This is a genomic window from Marinibium conchae, from assembly GCF_015595035.1.
Classification (GTDB): Bacteria; Pseudomonadota; Gammaproteobacteria; order Enterobacterales; family Alteromonadaceae; genus Glaciecola.
This window is the reverse complement of the sequence record NZ_JADNRN010000001.1, coordinates 198,007-214,505: the sequence shown is the minus strand read 5'-3', so window position 1 is coordinate 214,505 and position 16,499 is coordinate 198,007. Positions and strand designations below refer to the sequence as shown.

14 protein-coding genes are annotated in these 16,499 nt (G+C 44.4%); 4 read left to right on the top strand and 10 right to left on the bottom strand.

Annotated features, from left to right (window positions below; translation table 11 throughout):
- Positions 1-95: 95 nt before the first annotated feature.
- The 5 genes from ISG33_RS00885 to ISG33_RS00865 all read right to left on the bottom strand — a co-directional run bounded on the left by ISG33_RS00885 (position 96) and on the right by ISG33_RS00865 (position 6,112).
- Positions 96-1,037 (bottom strand): histone deacetylase family protein, encoded by a 942-nt coding sequence (locus tag ISG33_RS00885; RefSeq protein WP_195731697.1) that lies wholly within the window; start codon positions 1,035-1,037, stop codon positions 96-98.
- Positions 1,038-2,882, bottom strand: a complete 1,845-nt coding sequence (locus ISG33_RS00880) for a bifunctional acetyl-CoA hydrolase/transferase family protein/GNAT family N-acetyltransferase (RefSeq protein ID WP_195731696.1) — start codon at positions 2,880-2,882, stop codon at positions 1,038-1,040.
- A 131-nt stretch (positions 2,883-3,013) separates the two neighbouring features.
- Entirely contained in the window at positions 3,014-4,174 is a 1,161-nt protein-coding gene (locus ISG33_RS00875; protein ID WP_195731695.1) for a 2-hydroxyacid dehydrogenase, read from the bottom strand.
- 53 nt (positions 4,175-4,227) lie between these two features.
- Positions 4,228-5,073: a helix-turn-helix transcriptional regulator gene (locus ISG33_RS00870; RefSeq protein ID WP_195731694.1), complete on the bottom strand. Its 846-nt coding sequence runs from the start codon at positions 5,071-5,073 to the stop codon at positions 4,228-4,230.
- A gap of 1 nt (position 5,074) precedes the next feature.
- The gene (locus tag ISG33_RS00865) at positions 5,075-6,112 is read right to left on the bottom strand and encodes a bifunctional helix-turn-helix transcriptional regulator/GNAT family N-acetyltransferase (RefSeq protein ID WP_229333405.1); all 1,038 of its coding nucleotides are present in this window, start codon (positions 6,110-6,112) and stop codon (positions 5,075-5,077) included.
- 201 nt (positions 6,113-6,313) lie between these two features.
- Between ISG33_RS00865 and ISG33_RS00860 the strand changes: the two genes are divergently transcribed.
- The 4 genes from ISG33_RS00860 (at position 6,314) to ISG33_RS00845 (ending at position 12,089) form a co-directional block, all read left to right on the top strand.
- Positions 6,314-7,570 (top strand): GGDEF domain-containing response regulator, encoded by a 1,257-nt coding sequence (locus ISG33_RS00860; protein ID WP_195731693.1) that lies wholly within the window; start codon positions 6,314-6,316, stop codon positions 7,568-7,570.
- Between the two features lie 293 nt (positions 7,571-7,863).
- The gene (gene hppD / locus ISG33_RS00855; RefSeq protein ID WP_195732955.1) at positions 7,864-8,952 is read left to right on the top strand and encodes a 4-hydroxyphenylpyruvate dioxygenase; all 1,089 of its coding nucleotides are present in this window, start codon (positions 7,864-7,866) and stop codon (positions 8,950-8,952) included.
- Positions 8,949-9,500, top strand: a complete 552-nt coding sequence (locus ISG33_RS00850) for a VOC family protein (protein ID WP_195731692.1) — start codon at positions 8,949-8,951, stop codon at positions 9,498-9,500. The genes hppD and ISG33_RS00850 overlap by 4 nt, the downstream gene beginning before the upstream one ends.
- Before the next feature lie 171 nt (positions 9,501-9,671).
- On the top strand, positions 9,672-12,089 hold the full coding sequence (locus tag ISG33_RS00845; RefSeq protein WP_195731691.1) for a methyl-accepting chemotaxis protein: 2,418 nt from the start codon (positions 9,672-9,674) through the stop codon (positions 12,087-12,089).
- Between the two features lie 55 nt (positions 12,090-12,144).
- Here ISG33_RS00845 and ISG33_RS00840 read toward each other — a convergent pair whose 3' ends face one another.
- Genes ISG33_RS00840 through ISG33_RS00820 form a run of 5 tightly spaced genes read right to left on the bottom strand, consistent with a single transcriptional unit; the run spans position 12,145 to position 16,466 of the window.
- Positions 12,145-13,515, bottom strand: a complete 1,371-nt coding sequence (locus tag ISG33_RS00840; protein ID WP_195731690.1) for a tetratricopeptide repeat protein — start codon at positions 13,513-13,515, stop codon at positions 12,145-12,147.
- Positions 13,516-13,527: 12 nt separating this feature from the next.
- On the bottom strand, positions 13,528-14,136 hold the full coding sequence (locus ISG33_RS00835; RefSeq protein WP_195731689.1) for an energy transducer TonB: 609 nt from the start codon (positions 14,134-14,136) through the stop codon (positions 13,528-13,530).
- Positions 14,137-14,141: 5 nt separating this feature from the next.
- Positions 14,142-14,546, bottom strand: coding sequence for an ExbD/TolR family protein (locus tag ISG33_RS00830; RefSeq protein WP_195731688.1), 405 nt, complete (start codon positions 14,544-14,546; stop codon positions 14,142-14,144).
- Between the two features lie 21 nt (positions 14,547-14,567).
- Entirely contained in the window at positions 14,568-15,095 is a 528-nt protein-coding gene (locus ISG33_RS00825; RefSeq protein ID WP_370545285.1) for a MotA/TolQ/ExbB proton channel family protein, read from the bottom strand.
- A gap of 3 nt (positions 15,096-15,098) precedes the next feature.
- Entirely contained in the window at positions 15,099-16,466 is a 1,368-nt protein-coding gene (locus ISG33_RS00820) for a MotA/TolQ/ExbB proton channel family protein (protein ID WP_195732953.1), read from the bottom strand.
- Positions 16,467-16,499 lie beyond the last annotated feature (33 nt).

The following is a 16,499-nucleotide window of genomic DNA, read 5'->3' as shown; positions in this document are numbered from 1 at the left end:
TCCTAGATTTTGGTCTAAATGATAAAATACCGTGTTATTGTAGAAGAAATACGGAACAATATTGAAAAAAGATACAAGCTTTCTGTCGACCAAGCTTAAGCCATTAACACTTTAATATGAGTGAGCACACTTCGAGCCAAGGCACCCAGAGCATATCCGCCCTCGAGCATTGACACAATTCGGCCTTCACAGTGCTTATCAGCAATCGCCTTAAGCTCATAACTTATCCACTCATAGTCGGCTTCTTGCAAGCGTAGATGCCCCAAATCGTCCTCGGCATGAGCATCAAAGCCGGCAGATATAAATAATAACTCGGGTTTGAACTCATCAAGCTTTGCAAACCAATGATGCACTAATTCGCGATACTCGCTGCCTTTTGTACCCGCCGGTATAGGAGTATTGATAATATGGGCTTTTGTTGTATCAGTGCCGCTAAAAGGATAAAAAGGATGCTGAAAGGACGAACAAAACATGACCCTATCGTCGTCTTTGAATATATCTTCTGTACCGTTTCCATGATGCACGTCAAAATCAACGATAGCCACTCTTTTTAAACCACGCACCTCTAATGCATAGCGGGCGGCAATCGCGATATTATTGAAAATACAAAAGCCTCCGGATCTGGCATGCTCTGCATGATGGCCTGGTGGGCGTACGGCGCAAAATGCAGTGGTTACAGGCATAAATTCGGGGCACTCCTCTTCTCTCGGGAGCACCTTGTTCACCGCCTCGATACCTGCTCCGGCAGCATGTAAAGCAGCCGTTAAAGAATGGGGCATCATTAAGGTATCATCATCAAGCCATTGCTGACCTTCAGAGGGTGACTTATTGAAGACTTCTTCAACGAAGTCTTTATCGTGAGCGAGTAATAGTTGCTCTTTAGTTGCGGCTTGCGAGTCGAGGAATTGCAAGCTCAGCTCTACGCCCGATATTAAAAGCTGGTCGTTGATACTATGCAATCTGGCCGGTTGTTCGGGATGTTCTGGGTCCATATCGTGTAGTAAACACGCTGGGCTACCTACCAACACTAACGACATCTATGTCTCCTGTAAAAACAATATCAACTCTACTTCAGCTGGGTCGGGGTTAAATACGCGCTTAAATTCAAACTGTTCAAAAACCGATATCATGGGCTTATTTTCACTGCGCACAAAAGCGACCATTTTGCTCACGCCTCGCTGCGTTGCAATACTGATCATTTCCTTCATTAGTCTTGTCGCCATACCTTTACCTTGCATGTTTTCGCGTGTAACAAAAGCAACTTCACAGGAGTTATCTTGATTAAGATAGTAACGCCCTACCGCCTCAATTTTCATCTTGGAGCCTTGCTGACTAACAATGGTTAACGCCACATCTTTAGTCTGATCAACACTCACGAGCTCGCAAGAGTTTTGACGGCTCATGCCCTGCGGTATGTAGTTGTAGCGAAGGCGCAGCGTTTCTTTGGTATGCGAGTAGAAGAACTCTTGCAAGCGACGTTCGTCGGCAGGGTTTAGCGGTCGCAAGTAGAACTTGTCATCGTCGATATTGATGGGGCTTAATTGGAGCTCTCCTAACTCAGGAATATCTGTTGGATATTGCGTTTGATAATCTGGTACATAGTAGTGTTTGCGCACCGAATCCAATAAGCTTTGGCGAAACTTCGGGTGAGCAACGCGAATAAGTTCCAGCGCACGCTCTCGTATACTTTTACCTTTTAAGCTCGCAACACCAAACTCAGTGACCACATAATGCACATTGCCACGTGAAGTCACCACCCCTGCGCCATCTTGAATATTGGCGACGATACGAGAAAGTGTGCCGTTTTTGGCAGTAGAAGGTAAAGCAATGATAGGCTTTCCCCCCTTACTGATAGTGGCTCCGGTAACAAAGTCGACCTGCCCACCAATGCCACTATAAAAATCATGTCCGATGGAGTCTGATACCACTTGCCCAGTTAAATCAACCTCAATAGCACTATTGATAGAAACTAACTTGTCGTTTTTGGCGATGTTGGTGGGTTTGTTTACATAGCTAGTTGGATAAAACTCGACGTGAGGATTATTGTGAACGAAGTCATATAAACGTTTAGTTCCCATACAAAAGCTCACAACCGCTTTACCGGGGTGAAAAGTCTTTTTTCTATTGTTGATAACACCGCTTTTAATCAGATCAATCACACCATCGCTGATCATCTCACTGTGAATCCCTAGGTCTTTGTGTTTTGTAAGGTAGCGCAAAGTAGCATCTGGAATTTTACCAATACCTAGCTGAAGTGTGGCGCCATCTTCCACTAACATGGCAACATATTGCCCAATACGTTCGTAAATATCATTTTTGGGCGCAGGAATAATCTCAGGCAAAGCTTGCTCATGCTTGATACAAGCAGCAAATTCCGATATGTGAATAAAAGAGTGCCCAGCTGTTCTTGGCATAGCAGGATTCACCTGAGCAATAATTTTCTTCGCAGAGCGCGCTGCCGACATTACCACGTCTACCGATACCCCCAACGAGCAGTAGCCAAGCTCGTCGGGTTCACTGACCATTATCAAAGCTGCATCAAGTGGCAATATGTCGTCCGTAAACAGACTAGACACTTCCGATAAAAAACAAGGTGTATAATCAGCACGCCCTTCATCAACAGCCTGACGCACCACTTTGCCATGAATGAAAAAGGTATTCACTTTAAATTGATGTTGGTGTTCAGGAAGCGCCCAGCGCTCATCTGATAAGGTACCGATATGGGTTACTTCCAGATCTTTGATACTGCGTCCGTGCTCTATTAAGCTATCGACAAGCGCGTTAGGAATACCCGCGTTGGAGCCCAGAAAAATACGATTGCCCGATTGCAAAAGCTCAGACCATGGAATTTGATTAGTAAATTGAGAAACAAGTGACTGCATAGGTAAGCCTCGTGCTAGCTTTGCTGCATATAGAAAACAACATAGTAAATGGTTTGGCAGCGTCTGATATTGATCTCGCGCTAGTGATAAGCTGTTTGTTTAGCCTTTGCCTTGTTTTATAGCATTAACTCCTAAGGATTCCCGAGCACAGAATAGCTCAGACCAAGCCCTCGTTGTCCATCTTTAAACTCAGTTAAACTTTGGAGGGTGGTTTGTGCGATATTTCGCAAAGCCTCATGGGTAAGAAAACCTTGATGCGAGGTAATCACCACATTGTTGAACGTGGTTAGGCGCGCAAAGACATCGTCGGTAAGTACTTCACCGCTTTTATCTTTGAAGAAAATATCAGCTTCCTCTTCATAAACATCGATGCCAGCGGCACCAATTTTTTGCGACTTTAAGCCTTGTATCAGTGCTTTAGTGTCGATTAATGCTCCTCGCCCCGTGTTGATGAGCATCACACCTGCTTTCATTTGCTCAATTAACGCTGCATCTACCAAATGATAAGTTTCGTCACACAAGGGGGCATGCAGGCTAATGATATCAGCATTTTTAGCCAGTTCATTTAAGCTTACATAACGAAGGTTGTCACGACCTTCCAATGCGGGATCTGGCTTTACATCGTAGGCCAATATTTCGCAGCCGAAACCACTGAGAATATCAACTAACACTTTGCCAATTTTGCCCAAACCAATAATGCCCACCTGCTTGCCACGCATGTCAAAGCCCACCAAACCATCGAGAACGTACTGTCCGTTTTTATTACGCATGTAAGCCTGATGCAGTTTTCGATTCAACATTAGCATTAAAGCCACAGTATGCTCCGCCACAGCGTAAGGGCTATATTCAGGCACTCTTACTACATCAATGCCTTTGGCAGCACACGCATCTAAATCAACATTATTATAACCCGAGCACCTTAGTGCAATTAGCTTAACCCCCAACATGGCAAGTCTTTCTATCACCGGGGCACTGCAATCATCATTCACAAAGACACATACCGCAAGACAGCCCTTTGCCTGTATTGCCGACAAAGCATTCAGTGAGTTAGTGAGAAAGACAGGCTCGATAGGAATATCGCCGAGTGCTTCAAAAGCATTCTTGTCGTAAGAGTGGATATCGTAAAAAGCAACCTTAAGCTTACCTTTGGAGGAATAGCCAAAGCTCTCTTTTTGACTATTCAAAGCATCCAAGATTTGCTCATAGGCACTAGGCGTTAAAGACTGATGATGCTCAAGCACTTGTTGCAATAATCGAATGCGCTCTTGACCTTTTAAAACATCGTTAGACATGCTGTGTTCCCTAATGTACAAGCCCTGAAATAATGTAGCCTTTTATGCTAGGATTAGGCTTTACCTATCTTGCTGACGCTTTTAAGCCATTCTTTGGGCGACATCCCTACCCTTTTTCTAAACACACGAGCTAATGCCGAACCACTGTCATAGCCTAAACTGTGAGCAACAATACCCACAGATTGATTTTTCTTCAACATACTTTGTGCCAAAGTCATGCGCCAATCGGCAAGATATTCCCCCGGCGACTTTCCTACCAGTGTCTTAAATAAAGAGGCAAATTTCGATCTAGACATGCCTGCCTCTTGTGCCATCATCTCTAAAGTCCATTGAGTTTGCGGTGACTGATGAAGCGTCGCTAATAATCGGCCTATTTGTGGATGCGAAAGACCTGCCAGCATACCTTGAGACAACTCAATGTCCTCGAGCACTTCACGTAGGATTTGAATAATGAAAATATCACAAAGGCGGTTTATCATCGGTTCACGGCCACTATTTTGTGCAAAGGCTTCTTCAAATAACCACAGTGCCGAACGCGCTAATGCAGGCTTTTCATTTAAAGGATAATGAATGAGTTCAGGAAGAGCACTAGCAATCGGATCGCTCCCAACTGATTGGTAATGAATGGCCGCACACACCAAATCAGCACCCACATCAGGATCGCTTTCAAAGCGATGAGTCTTACCTTGCGGAAAGAACAAAACGCTTGGCTGGTCAATAATTAGAGAGCTCATATTTGCTTGAATGAGCTTTAGTTTGCCTTGTTTAAGTACATGCAGATGGCCATGAATAGCTTCGTCTTTGTTAAGCTCAAACGACGACATGCCACATAAATTACCAGTAAAGAAAACGCCTGCGTCCATTGAAAAGCGGTTTAATACTTCAGATAAGCGATCCATATCATTGCTTCACGTAGCGCATAGCGACATTACAACGTTGATAGCTTTGCCCAAACCTTTGCATAATATCTGCATCATGAGCAAAACCATTCTTCTCGTACAAATGAATAGCGGCTTCACACTTAGCATTGGTTAGCAGAAATAGCGTCTCGACTCGCATATTCAATGCCTCTTGTATAACATGTTGCAACAGTCGCTCTCCAACCTTCATACCCCGAACACTATCCAACACACCCATTTTTGTTAACTCGACATTACCATTTCCTTTATTGAGGAGAGCGCAGGCTCCCACGACACCAAGTGTTGGATGTTTAGCAAACCAAATCCGCCCCCCCTTATCAATGATGTGCCTTTGAGGATCTTGCAATACTTGCTTGTCAATGTCTTCAAGCACAAACATCTGCTCTATCCATTGTGTATTAATCGACTCAAAATAATGGGCTAGCTCTGCACTAAAATCGAGTATACTGATAGTGTGGTTTATCATTTGTTTATCCGCGGCTTGTTTATCGATGGCTTGGCTATCAAGTATTTTCTTTGTTCTCTCGAACAAATCTAGGCTGTCGAAAGCGCTCTCAAAACGAATGAGTGAACGATAGAAATCATTAGCGTTGTCCTCACATAATTCAATTGCAGCGGCTTCTACGGCTTCCCAAATAGGTCGCATTCTTAAAATGGCGGCGTTGCCTTTCGTACTCAAAGATAGTTCTTTACGACGCGAGTCCTCAGGGTCGACCGTGACGTCCACTAACCCCTCTTCACTCAACTGCTTACAGAACTGACTAAGCGCAGGTTGAGACAAGCCTAATAACTGCGATGCCTCAACAATACTCACACTCCCCTTACTATCAAGCAGGGCAAGCAAGGTAAACCATTTTGGTTGAATATTCATATCAAAGGCCTGGTATACCTGAGCGGCATTCGCCAGCATTTTTTCACTGATGCGCTTCAAGCGACTGCCTAGCGCTAACTCGGCCAATTCATCCAAAAAGTCTATTTGCTGTGTTTTAACATGCTGCTCTTGCGCGGGTATTTTCATTTTGAGTGCCTTTTTTCACCTTATGCTGAATAAATATATAAGCACTTATATAAGTAGTCAACTAATAATCATTTAAGGTCAAGACAAAGGTCACGAGCTATTGCATGCTTTGGGTGCTATAGTTTTAATAAGCAAAGACGAAAAAACGCTCTCTTCTATTTGTGGTTAAAGAGAATTTTAGTACAAGCCGGCTCAAACACTATGAAATATAAGGTTTTATTGATCGAGCACGACAGTGCCAACTTAAGGGTACTTAAACGTGTCATCGGCAAAGCAAAGCTTGATGTAGTTAGTGCGACAACGCTTACACAAGCGCGCGCCATTTTCAGCTCCACACCACCAGAAAGCTACCTATGTGCAGTGGTTGACTACCAGCTACCTGATGCAAAAAATGGCCAAGCAATCGACTTTGCACTAGATGCTTTCGTGCCGACGATTGTAATTACCAACAGCACAGAAGATGACGTTAGGGAACATATTCTCAGCAAGGCAGTGATAGATTATATCCCAAAACAAAATGCACAAATCTACGAGTACCTCAGCCGTTTACTCACCCGTCTTCAGCGCAATAAAAATATTGGTGTGCTGGTAGCTGATAGCTCTCGGCGCTCACGCAAAAATATGGTCGATTTACTCAAACGACATAACTTTGAAACTCATGAAGTCGCAAAGCCAGAGTTGGCTATAGATTATTTGCATGCTCACCCAACTATCAAGCTTATGATCATAGACGCTCAATTTGGAACCGCGACTGCAGAGTTAGCGGGTGTTGATGTTGTTGCCGAGACTCGAAAAGCATTTGATAAAGACAGCTTGAGCATCATTGGCTCGTCGGATGAACATAGCCCTACCATTCTGGCGCGGTTTTTAAAGTGTGGCGCAGACGATTATCTGAAAAAGCCCTATTGTCACGAAGAGTTTTTTGTAAGGGTAATGCAGAATATTGAGTATGTTGAGCAAATAGCGCTCATTAGAAAGACCGCAAACGCTGATTATTTAACGGGCTTACCCAATAGAAGACACTTTTTCAGTCAAGCTAAAGAGCGCATGCAGCGTGGCCTAGAGTATAAAACTTTAGCATTGATGGACCTCGACCACTTCAAATCAATCAATGATAATTACGGCCATGATCACGGTGATTTGGTGTTAAAAGAGTTCTCCAAATTGCTTGATAAACACTTCGGCAAATACTGCATATCACGTTTTGGTGGTGAAGAGTTCTGCGTATTTATGCCCGATCTTCCCCAACACGCAGCCTTGGTACTCCTGGACGAATTTCGAGAAGCCCTCAGTCTTAAAACTATCGTGCGCAAAAACGTGAGTGTGCAATGCACCGTCAGTATCGGTGTAACCAGCAAGTTCAAACGCAAGATTGAAAGCATGTTAGTTTTCGCCGACGAAAATCTCTATTTAGCAAAGGAAGGTGGGCGCAATAGAGTTATTGGAGACACAAGCTAAATACGCTCGAAAGTGCAATCTGCCATGGAATTTCAAACCACAAATCAATACTCACAGCCAACTTTCGTAACTTTATTTTTACACCTCGAGATAAAGCTAAGGGGATAGAAAAGCGACTTCCGCGTTGCAATTGCAGTAATTTTTTACGAAATATCCTAAACTGCGCCCATCAATGAGTGTCATCGGGCACTTAGCCGAATAAATAAAGCGCGAAGCCAAGCATGTATTCACAGTCTCTACAAGGTGGCTGAATGACTTGGAAAAAAGCGCAACATAATAATGAGAATATCAACATGCCAGATTTGTTTGACAACCCAGTAGGCCTCGACGGCTTCGAATTCATAGAGTTTTCGTCACCCGAGAAGGGGCAATTAGAAACTGTATTCACCGCGATGGGCTTTACTCACATAGCAAATCATCGTACAAAAGATGCGCAGTTATGGCGTCAGGGCGGCATCAACTTAATCGCTAACTATGAGCCGAAATCAGCCGCGTGGTATTTTGCTCGCGAACATGGACCCTCCGCTTGCGGTATGGGATTCCGAGTTAAGAATGCAGTTAAGGCTTACGAACATTTGCTAGCTCAGGGGGCAGAACCTGTGCAGGTTGAAACCGGTCCTATGGAACTCAGGTTACCTGCAATACGCGGTATTGGTAATGCCATTATTTATTTAATTGACCGTTACGGCGATGAACTGTCCATTTACGATATCGATTTTGACTATATCGATGGTATCGACCGCAATCCTGTGGGCGCTGGTTTTAAGGTTATCGACCACCTAACTCATAATGTCTATGGCGGACGCATGGCCTATTGGGCTGACTTTTACGAAAAACTTTTCAATTTTCAGGAAATTCGCTTCTTTGACATCAAAGGAGAATACACCGGTTTAACTTCGAAAGCCCTCACCGCGCCCGATGGCAAAATACGTATTCCTCTAAATGAGGAAGGCGAAGGCGGCAAAGGCCAAATAGAAGAGTTTCTTCGTGCCTTCAATGGAGAAGGAATACAACACATTGCCTTTAGCTGTGACGATTTAGTTGCATGCTGGGATCGCCTAAAAGACATGGGCATGCCTTTTATGACAGCGCCACCTGCCACCTATTACGAGCTACTCGAAGGACGTTTGCCCAACCATGGTGAGCCGGTATCCGAGTTACAGTCTCGCGGTATTTTACTAGACGGAACTACCGAAAATGGCCCAAGATTATTGCTGCAAATTTTCTCTGAAACCCAGCTTGGCCCAGTATTTTTTGAATTTATTCAACGAAAAGGCGATGACGGTTTCGGTGAAGGTAATTTCAAAGCACTATTTGAATCAATAGAGCGAGATCAGATAAATCGCGGCGTATTAAACACAGGGGAAAAGGAGGGCGCATGAGCCACCCAATCCAATTAAAGGGTTTCCATCATGTGGCTTATCGCTGCAAAGATGCAAAAGAAACCGTTGAGTTTTATCAACAGGTCTTAGGTATGGACTTTCAGCTTGCCATCGCCGAGGACCATGTGCCATCAACCGGCGCTTACGACCCTTACATGCATATATTCATGGATGCAGGTAATGGAAACGTGTTGGCGTTTTTTGAGTTACCTGAGCAAGCTGAGATGGGTCGAGATCCGAACACACCGGCCTGGGTTCAGCATATCGCCATGAAACTCGACAGTGTCGATGAGCTGCTTGCTGCGAAAAAAAGCATTGAGGGTCACGGTATTGAGGTTATCGGTCCAACCAACCATGGCATATTCAAATCTATCTATTTCTTTGACCCAAATGGCCACCGCCTAGAGCTAGCCGCGAATACCCAAACTAGCGAACAAATGGCACAGCTTCACAGTGTTGCGCCAGCAATGCTAGAAGAATGGAGCAAAACAAAAAAAGCCCCACGTCATGCTGCGTGGCTACATGAAAAAATAGCTAACGACGAATAATACCGCCGTACTTCCTGCAGCGAGGTGCCCTGCTTCGCTGCACTAATTTCTTTGCATCTGCAATTTATTATCGATATTTGGTAATCACTCTTCGGTCATATCTGACTCAATTAATATTGCTAGCTGCCGATATTACATACAGTTCGTCTGTATAGCTTTTTTAGGTAAACAATGAAGATCAAATCCAAAATGCTTCTCGGTGGTGCTCTTTTGGCATCTATTCCTGTGCTGTTAAGCAGTATTTTTATTGGTGTTTCAGCGATTTCTGCAGGGAAACTATCCCTCGAGCAAGACGCTAAAAACTCACTTATCTCAACTCGTGACATTACCGCCTCACAAGTTGAAAATTATTTTGCAGATATTCAGCAGCAAGTGGCAACAAGCTCGTCTAACCTGATGACAGCTCAAGCGATGCAAGTGTTTAGTCAAGAGTTCAATAATATTGACGCTAAGAGCAGCGCTGCCAGCCCTAATGCGAACTTGAAGAACTATTATCAAGGTGATTTTGGCAAAGTGTTCCAAGATAAAAACAAAAGCCAAGCACCACTTAACCAGCAACTGCAGGGGCTTTCTCCTTTAGCTATTGAAATGCAAAGCCGTTATATCTCGAACAACTCCTATCCACTGGGCAACAAGCAAAAACTGCTGACCGCTAATATTGATAACTACGACAAAGAGCACGCCCGATATCATCCTATCTTTAGAGACTTTATCGAGCGCTTTGGCTTTTATGATTTATTTTTAGTCGACAACCAGACAGGCAACATTGTGTACTCTGTATTTAAAGAACTTGACTACGCAACCTCCTTAATTAACGGACCCTATGCCAACTCAGGCATTGCTGAAGCCTTTAGCAAAGCGAATGCTCTACAAGATCCCAATGACTTTGTGCTTACTGACTTTAAACCGTACCTGCCCTCTTATAATGCTCCGGCTTCATTCATTGCCAGCCCTATTCATCTCGATGGCGAAAAAGTAGGGATCCTGATCCTACAAATGCCAATAGACAGGCTCAACGCAATCATGACCTATCAAGGTCAATGGGAACAGACGGGGCTTGGAGAGTCTGGAGAAACCTATTTAGTTGGCAGTGATTTTAGGCTGCGTAGTGAGAGTCGTTTTTTGCTTGAAGATCAAACAGCATATCTCGCTCTAATGCGTGAAATCGGTTTAGCCAGTGACATTGTTGATGAAATTCAAAACAAAGAAACTTCTATTGGTCTGCAAACGGTGAAAACGCAAGGTACTGCAGCTGCATTGGACGGACAAAGTGATTTTGCCATTTTTGATGATTACCGTAACGTTAGCGTACTTTCAGCATACAAACCCCTAGAAATTTCGGGGCTCAATTGGGCAATTATGAGCGAAATAGATGCTGAAGAGGCATTTGCCCCAGCGATTTCGTTACGCAATCAAATAGTTGGAAGCGCGGTGCTAGCGATTTCAATCGCTATCGGCCTTGGCATGTTTGGCGCTTGGTATTTGGCTAAAACAATCACTGATCCTATTGGCTTGTTACGCCACCGTTTATCTGACATTGTCGCTGGTGAAGGCGACCTGACTCAACGCGTAGAGATTAGCGGGAGACACGAAATAGCTGCCCTAGCCAGTGGCTTCAACGATTTTGTCAGCCATTTAGATAGCACATTCTCACAACTCATTAAGTCTGCCATGCGCTTAATCCCTATGTCGAAAGAGTTATCTTTTGGCAATGATGCACTCACCCAATCCTCGAATGAACAGAATCGGCAACTGTCAAAAATGCGCGACCGACTCTATATCGCCAGTGAATCCTCCGATAAGGTCAGAGAAGTGTCCGAACAGATCTCCCTCAGCAGTGCTGAAGGGGCAACTAGCGTAAGCATAGGACTTAAAACTTTCCAAGAGACCGAAGGTGAAATTCAAAACCTGAGTGGCTATATGGATTCAGCTAGCCAATCGATCGATTCCCTTAAAGAAGAGAATGACCGCATTGTTAGCGTGATTGATGTGATAAGTTCAATTGCCGACCAAACCAACCTATTGGCACTAAATGCGGCTATCGAAGCCGCACGAGCGGGTGAAGCAGGTCGAGGTTTTGCTGTTGTAGCCGATGAGGTTCGAGCTTTGGCGTCTCGCACACGCGAATCGACTTTGGAAGTGTCGGCAATGGTTGAGGCAATTCAATCGAAAACTGACACCGTTGTACAAACCATGGCGATCGGCCAAGACACTATCGCAGGCTGTAACCAACGAGTGAACGAAGCCAAAGAAAAACTTGAAGGCATTGAGAGCACAATGAACTTAATCTCTCGAAATGTTGGCGAAATTAATCACACCGTCGCCGAACAACGCGATAACTTCAATGCTGTAGGTGAAGATTTTGACCTCATGGATAAGTGCTTTCATGAGTCACAGGAAGCCAGTCATGTGTCGGTACAAATAGGCATCGACATGGGCAAACTAAGTAATCGCCTAGCAGAGTTTGTGAGCCACTTCACTCTCAGCGATACTGAATGGGACTTAGAGATTCGAGATAAAAGTAAGCCAAATGCTTCACGCAAAAGTGAGGAGGAGCAACAAGAAGAGATAAACGAAGTGTTCTTCTAGGGCAAGAGCCTAGTATTGTGTTCACAAAGCCCCTGTAGAAGCAGGGGCTTTAACATTATAAGGCGGAGGCTAAACGCTCAGCTTCATTCTTTTCTGTACTAACAAAACGTCCCCATTGTTGCGCTGCAGCGCGACTAGCTTTGAATGCTTCGGCTTTGGCCAACTCGTCGAGTGCTTCGACATAACGTTTTTGATTGTAATGCGACAGACCAATAACCATGTGCACTGCTCCTTGGTTCGCTAAACCACCTTTTTGTATCGCCAGAGTTGATGATTCTATTGCCTTATCAAAATCGTCGCTACTGTAATACAAGTGACCTAATTGAGCGTCAAGTTCACCATCATCAGACAATTGAGCGGCATCAATCAACACATCAATGGCTTTACTTTTCTCTTTCGCTGCAGTCCAACACACAGACAAAAACTTTAAGTTACGCAAGTTTGCTTCAAGGGTGCCGTTCTTAATCGCAATTTCCATTAATCGAGCCGCTTTATAAGGCGCTTCGTGGTAATAGTAAAGTTGCGCAAAATTGAAGATGTCAGAAGCCGATTGTACGTAACCCATGTGATAGGCGCTTTCCATCATCGCCAACTGCTTTTTCTCTTGCCCTAGCTCGCCATACATGCCCGCAAGTTGTATCCAATACTGAGGATTGTCATATAGGCGAATCATTTTCGCGAGTATTTCTTTAACCTTTTCAGGTTGCTTCATTTCGTAATAAACAGCACGTTGGAGAATCAACCAAGCTTCATCGGGTAAATAGCCCTCGGCCTCGTGACCTTCAATTGCCATCTCGATATAGCGAGCAGACTCGGCATAATTTTTATTTTGATAATGCGCTTGTGCTTTTAATACAAAATTCTTTGGCGGGATAACACCGTTGTTTAGTGCTTCCCATTGCTCAAGCATCTTAATACTCTTTTCATAATTTCCTTGTGCCATGTGCAATTGGGCAAGTGAAAAGAGTGTGGTTTGTTCGTATTTAGCTGGGATAGGTTGCTGTGCAATGGCTTGCTCAAAACTCTCGATCGCTTTGTCTAGTTGCTGACTGTTGTAATAAATAAAGCCATAAAAGTTATACATCATAGACTGCTCATAGGCATTCATTGAAGACCTTTTGCTTTTTACTTCATCAAGAATTTCTAGCGCTTCTGCTACATTGCCGGCATCACCTGCGCTTTGAGCGCGCGACAGTTGGGTATACACGTTTGAACGCAATGCGGGTACGCGACGGGTTTTACGCTCTCCCGGCGAGACGGCATTTTCATTAGCAGCTTGATTATCGGCATTTTGCTGGTTTGTTGCTGGCTGAGGGCTCGTTTCAAGTGCTTCCAAGGCATAGGCAGGTATCGCTAAGGTACTTAACAAAGCGACGGTTAAAGCCGCGAATACGCCAGACAAGAATAAGGAAAGTTTATTTTTCATCGTCAATTCTCCTTAACCATCTATCTTAAAGGTAATTCGGTTTTGTACGCCCGACACGGCAATCGCCTCACCATTTACGACACGAGGCTTGTACTTAAATTTCTTCGCAGCGTCTATTGCGGCTTGGTCAAAAATACCTTCAGGTTTAGCCTCAACAACGACAGGTTGGGTAACGGCACCTACTTTGTTTACCGTAAATTCAACGATAACATAACCTTGAATACCACGTTGCAGAGCACGCCTAGGATATACCGGTGTGACTTTTACAATAGGTAGGTATTCACCATCACCCGAGCCTAGAGCTAAACCGCCATCCAAGGCAATATCACTGGCAACATCTGCACCAAAATCGAGAGCAGCTCCTTCACCATCAGGAGTAGGCGAATCCATTTGTGGCTGTTCCATCTCGGGTGGTGGTGTTTCAGGCTTAGGTGGACGCTTTGGTTTGCTCTCTTTTTTCTGTACAGCCTCGTCCTTCGGAACACGCACAAAATCTAGCACTCGACCTTCCGGTGGTTCGGTAAGGGTTTTGTCACCACTGGCTATCAAAGCTTGCATCAAAAAGAACAAACTCAAGGTAATCAGCGCAGCTAAAACAATGGCGATTAACACTCTAAGCATAGCGATTACTCATTGGCCGCGATTGAAACGTCTGGAACACCCGCTGCACGAGAGGCATCCATTACCTTTATCAAGGTTTCCGTTGTTGACTTTCTATCAGCTTGAATAACAACAGAGCCTTGAGGATTTTCAGCATGCAAACGTTCAACGTTTGCCTGTACCGCGCGTACATCAATTTTGCGCTTATTGATCCAGATTTCACCTTTATCGCTGATAGCAATTAGGATATTTGCACGGTCCTTTTTCACCGCAGTAGGCGCATCTGGACGATTAACATCAATTCCAGACTCTTTAACGAAAGAGGCCGTTACAATGAAGAAGATCAACATAATAAATACCACGTCGAGCATGGGCGTCATATCGATTGTTGCTTCTTCTTCTTCTACTAAATTTTGTAAATGCTTCATCATTCTTCCTTTTTCAAACGCGCGCTATTCGCTACGTTGAAGTTGCAGGGCATCTTCAAGATGCATGCGTTCTGTTTTTGCGGTCCGTGTTAGCCAAGTAGAGGCGAAAACACCTGAAAGTGCCCCTACCATTCCTGCCATTGTCGGTATTGTTGCCTGTGATACGCCAGCCGCCATTGAGCGCGCATTTCCACCGCCCGTCATTGCCATTACATCGAATACCATGATCATACCGGTTACCGTACCCATCAATCCCAGAAGTGGGCAAAGGGCAACCAACGCTTGGATAATCGGCAAACTAAAACGCAAACGTAAACTCACTCGAGAGATCATGGCTTGACGAATTTGTATGGCATTCCACGAGGCTCGTTCCTCGCGCGAACGCCACTCGTCAATGGTCGACTTCATCATTTCCTTATGACCTTTGGCCACGTAAAGAATTCGCTCGAGTATCAATATCCACATCACGAAAATTAGCGTCCCGATAACCAGCAGTATTGAACCGCCAGTTTCGGTAAAGTCGCGTATTGATTCGAAGATATCAACCAACATAGCTTATGCCTTCGCTTCTTGCTTTTCAGCTCGCTCTGCAATGACGCCAGCGGCTTGCTCTTGAAGGATCATCACCACGTTTTTACTTTGCGTGCTCAACAATGCATATAGCAAAGTAGTAGGAATTGCGACAACCAGACCTAGTACTGTCGTCATGAGTGCTGAGGAAATACCACCAGCCATGATTTTAGGGTCGCCAGTACCAAAAAGTGTAATTTGTTGGAAGGTCACAATCATACCTGTAACCGTACCCAACAATCCGCCTAGCGGCGCGACCACAGAAATCATTTTCACTAGCGTCAAATAACGACCCAATTTAGGCACTTCGCCCAAAATGGCTTCTGTAAGATGCAGTTCTAAAGCTTCGGTATCCACATTTGGATAATTTTCTTTCACTTTTAGTACGCGACCTAGGGGATTTTTATCGCTTAATGTGTTTGATTTCAACTGGCGATTAACACTATTGGTAATAGTGGTTAGCACCAAGAAGCGCCAGATAGCAACAAAAATACCAATTGCACCAACAGCGATGATGATATAACCCACAAGCTCACCCTGATGAATTCTCTCTTCAAGAGAAGGAGCCTGTACAAGCAAGCCTAGAATCGAGCCACCAGTAGGATCTAAACCAAAGGATACTAGTTCGCCACTTGATGCTTGAAGATTTGCAGTTGAATCGACAAAGCGATTAGCTGGTTGACGTAAAAGCTCAGACACAACGCCAGTCGCGCCTTGGTAATCAAGGTAGAGACCATCGGCAACAAGTCCAAATGGCCCAACTCGTACCACTTCTTTTGTCACTTTTTGGCCACCTGCTTCAACCACGTCGGTGGTAAAGCGAGTTACTTTACCCGACTCTGTCATTTCGCGTTGAATTTCAAACCAAACTCGTTCTATTTCCGCAATGGAAGCTAACTTAGTCGAGCTGCCCATCGACTGTGCCATGTTATCGAGGAACTCAGAGCGGCCTGGGATCTGTGCAGAGATTACCGAATTTGAAAATTTATTCTTAGTGTCGCCTGCTACTTGCTGAAGCACACCAAAGAGCTCTTTTAATGAGCCTAGACGATTATCAAGGGCACCATTTAAGTCAGCTATTTTGAATTCATTCTCTTCGAATTGCGTTTCAAGACGCTCAGACAAAGCAAGTTGTTCGTCGCGTTTAGCGATGGCGTCTCGCAACATTTGGTCTTGTTGAGCACGCTGATTGATAAAGTCTTGTTCACGGCGATTATTTTTCTCGCTCTGTGCAAACTTACCTTCTTCTAACTGTTTCAATAAAGCATCAAGGTCAAGTGCAGTATCTGATTGCGCTTGTAGCGAAAATGACAGAGTGAATACCGTGCATGCTAATGCGATATTTTTAAGCATAGTTGATTGAGTAAAAAGAGTCATAGTATTTCC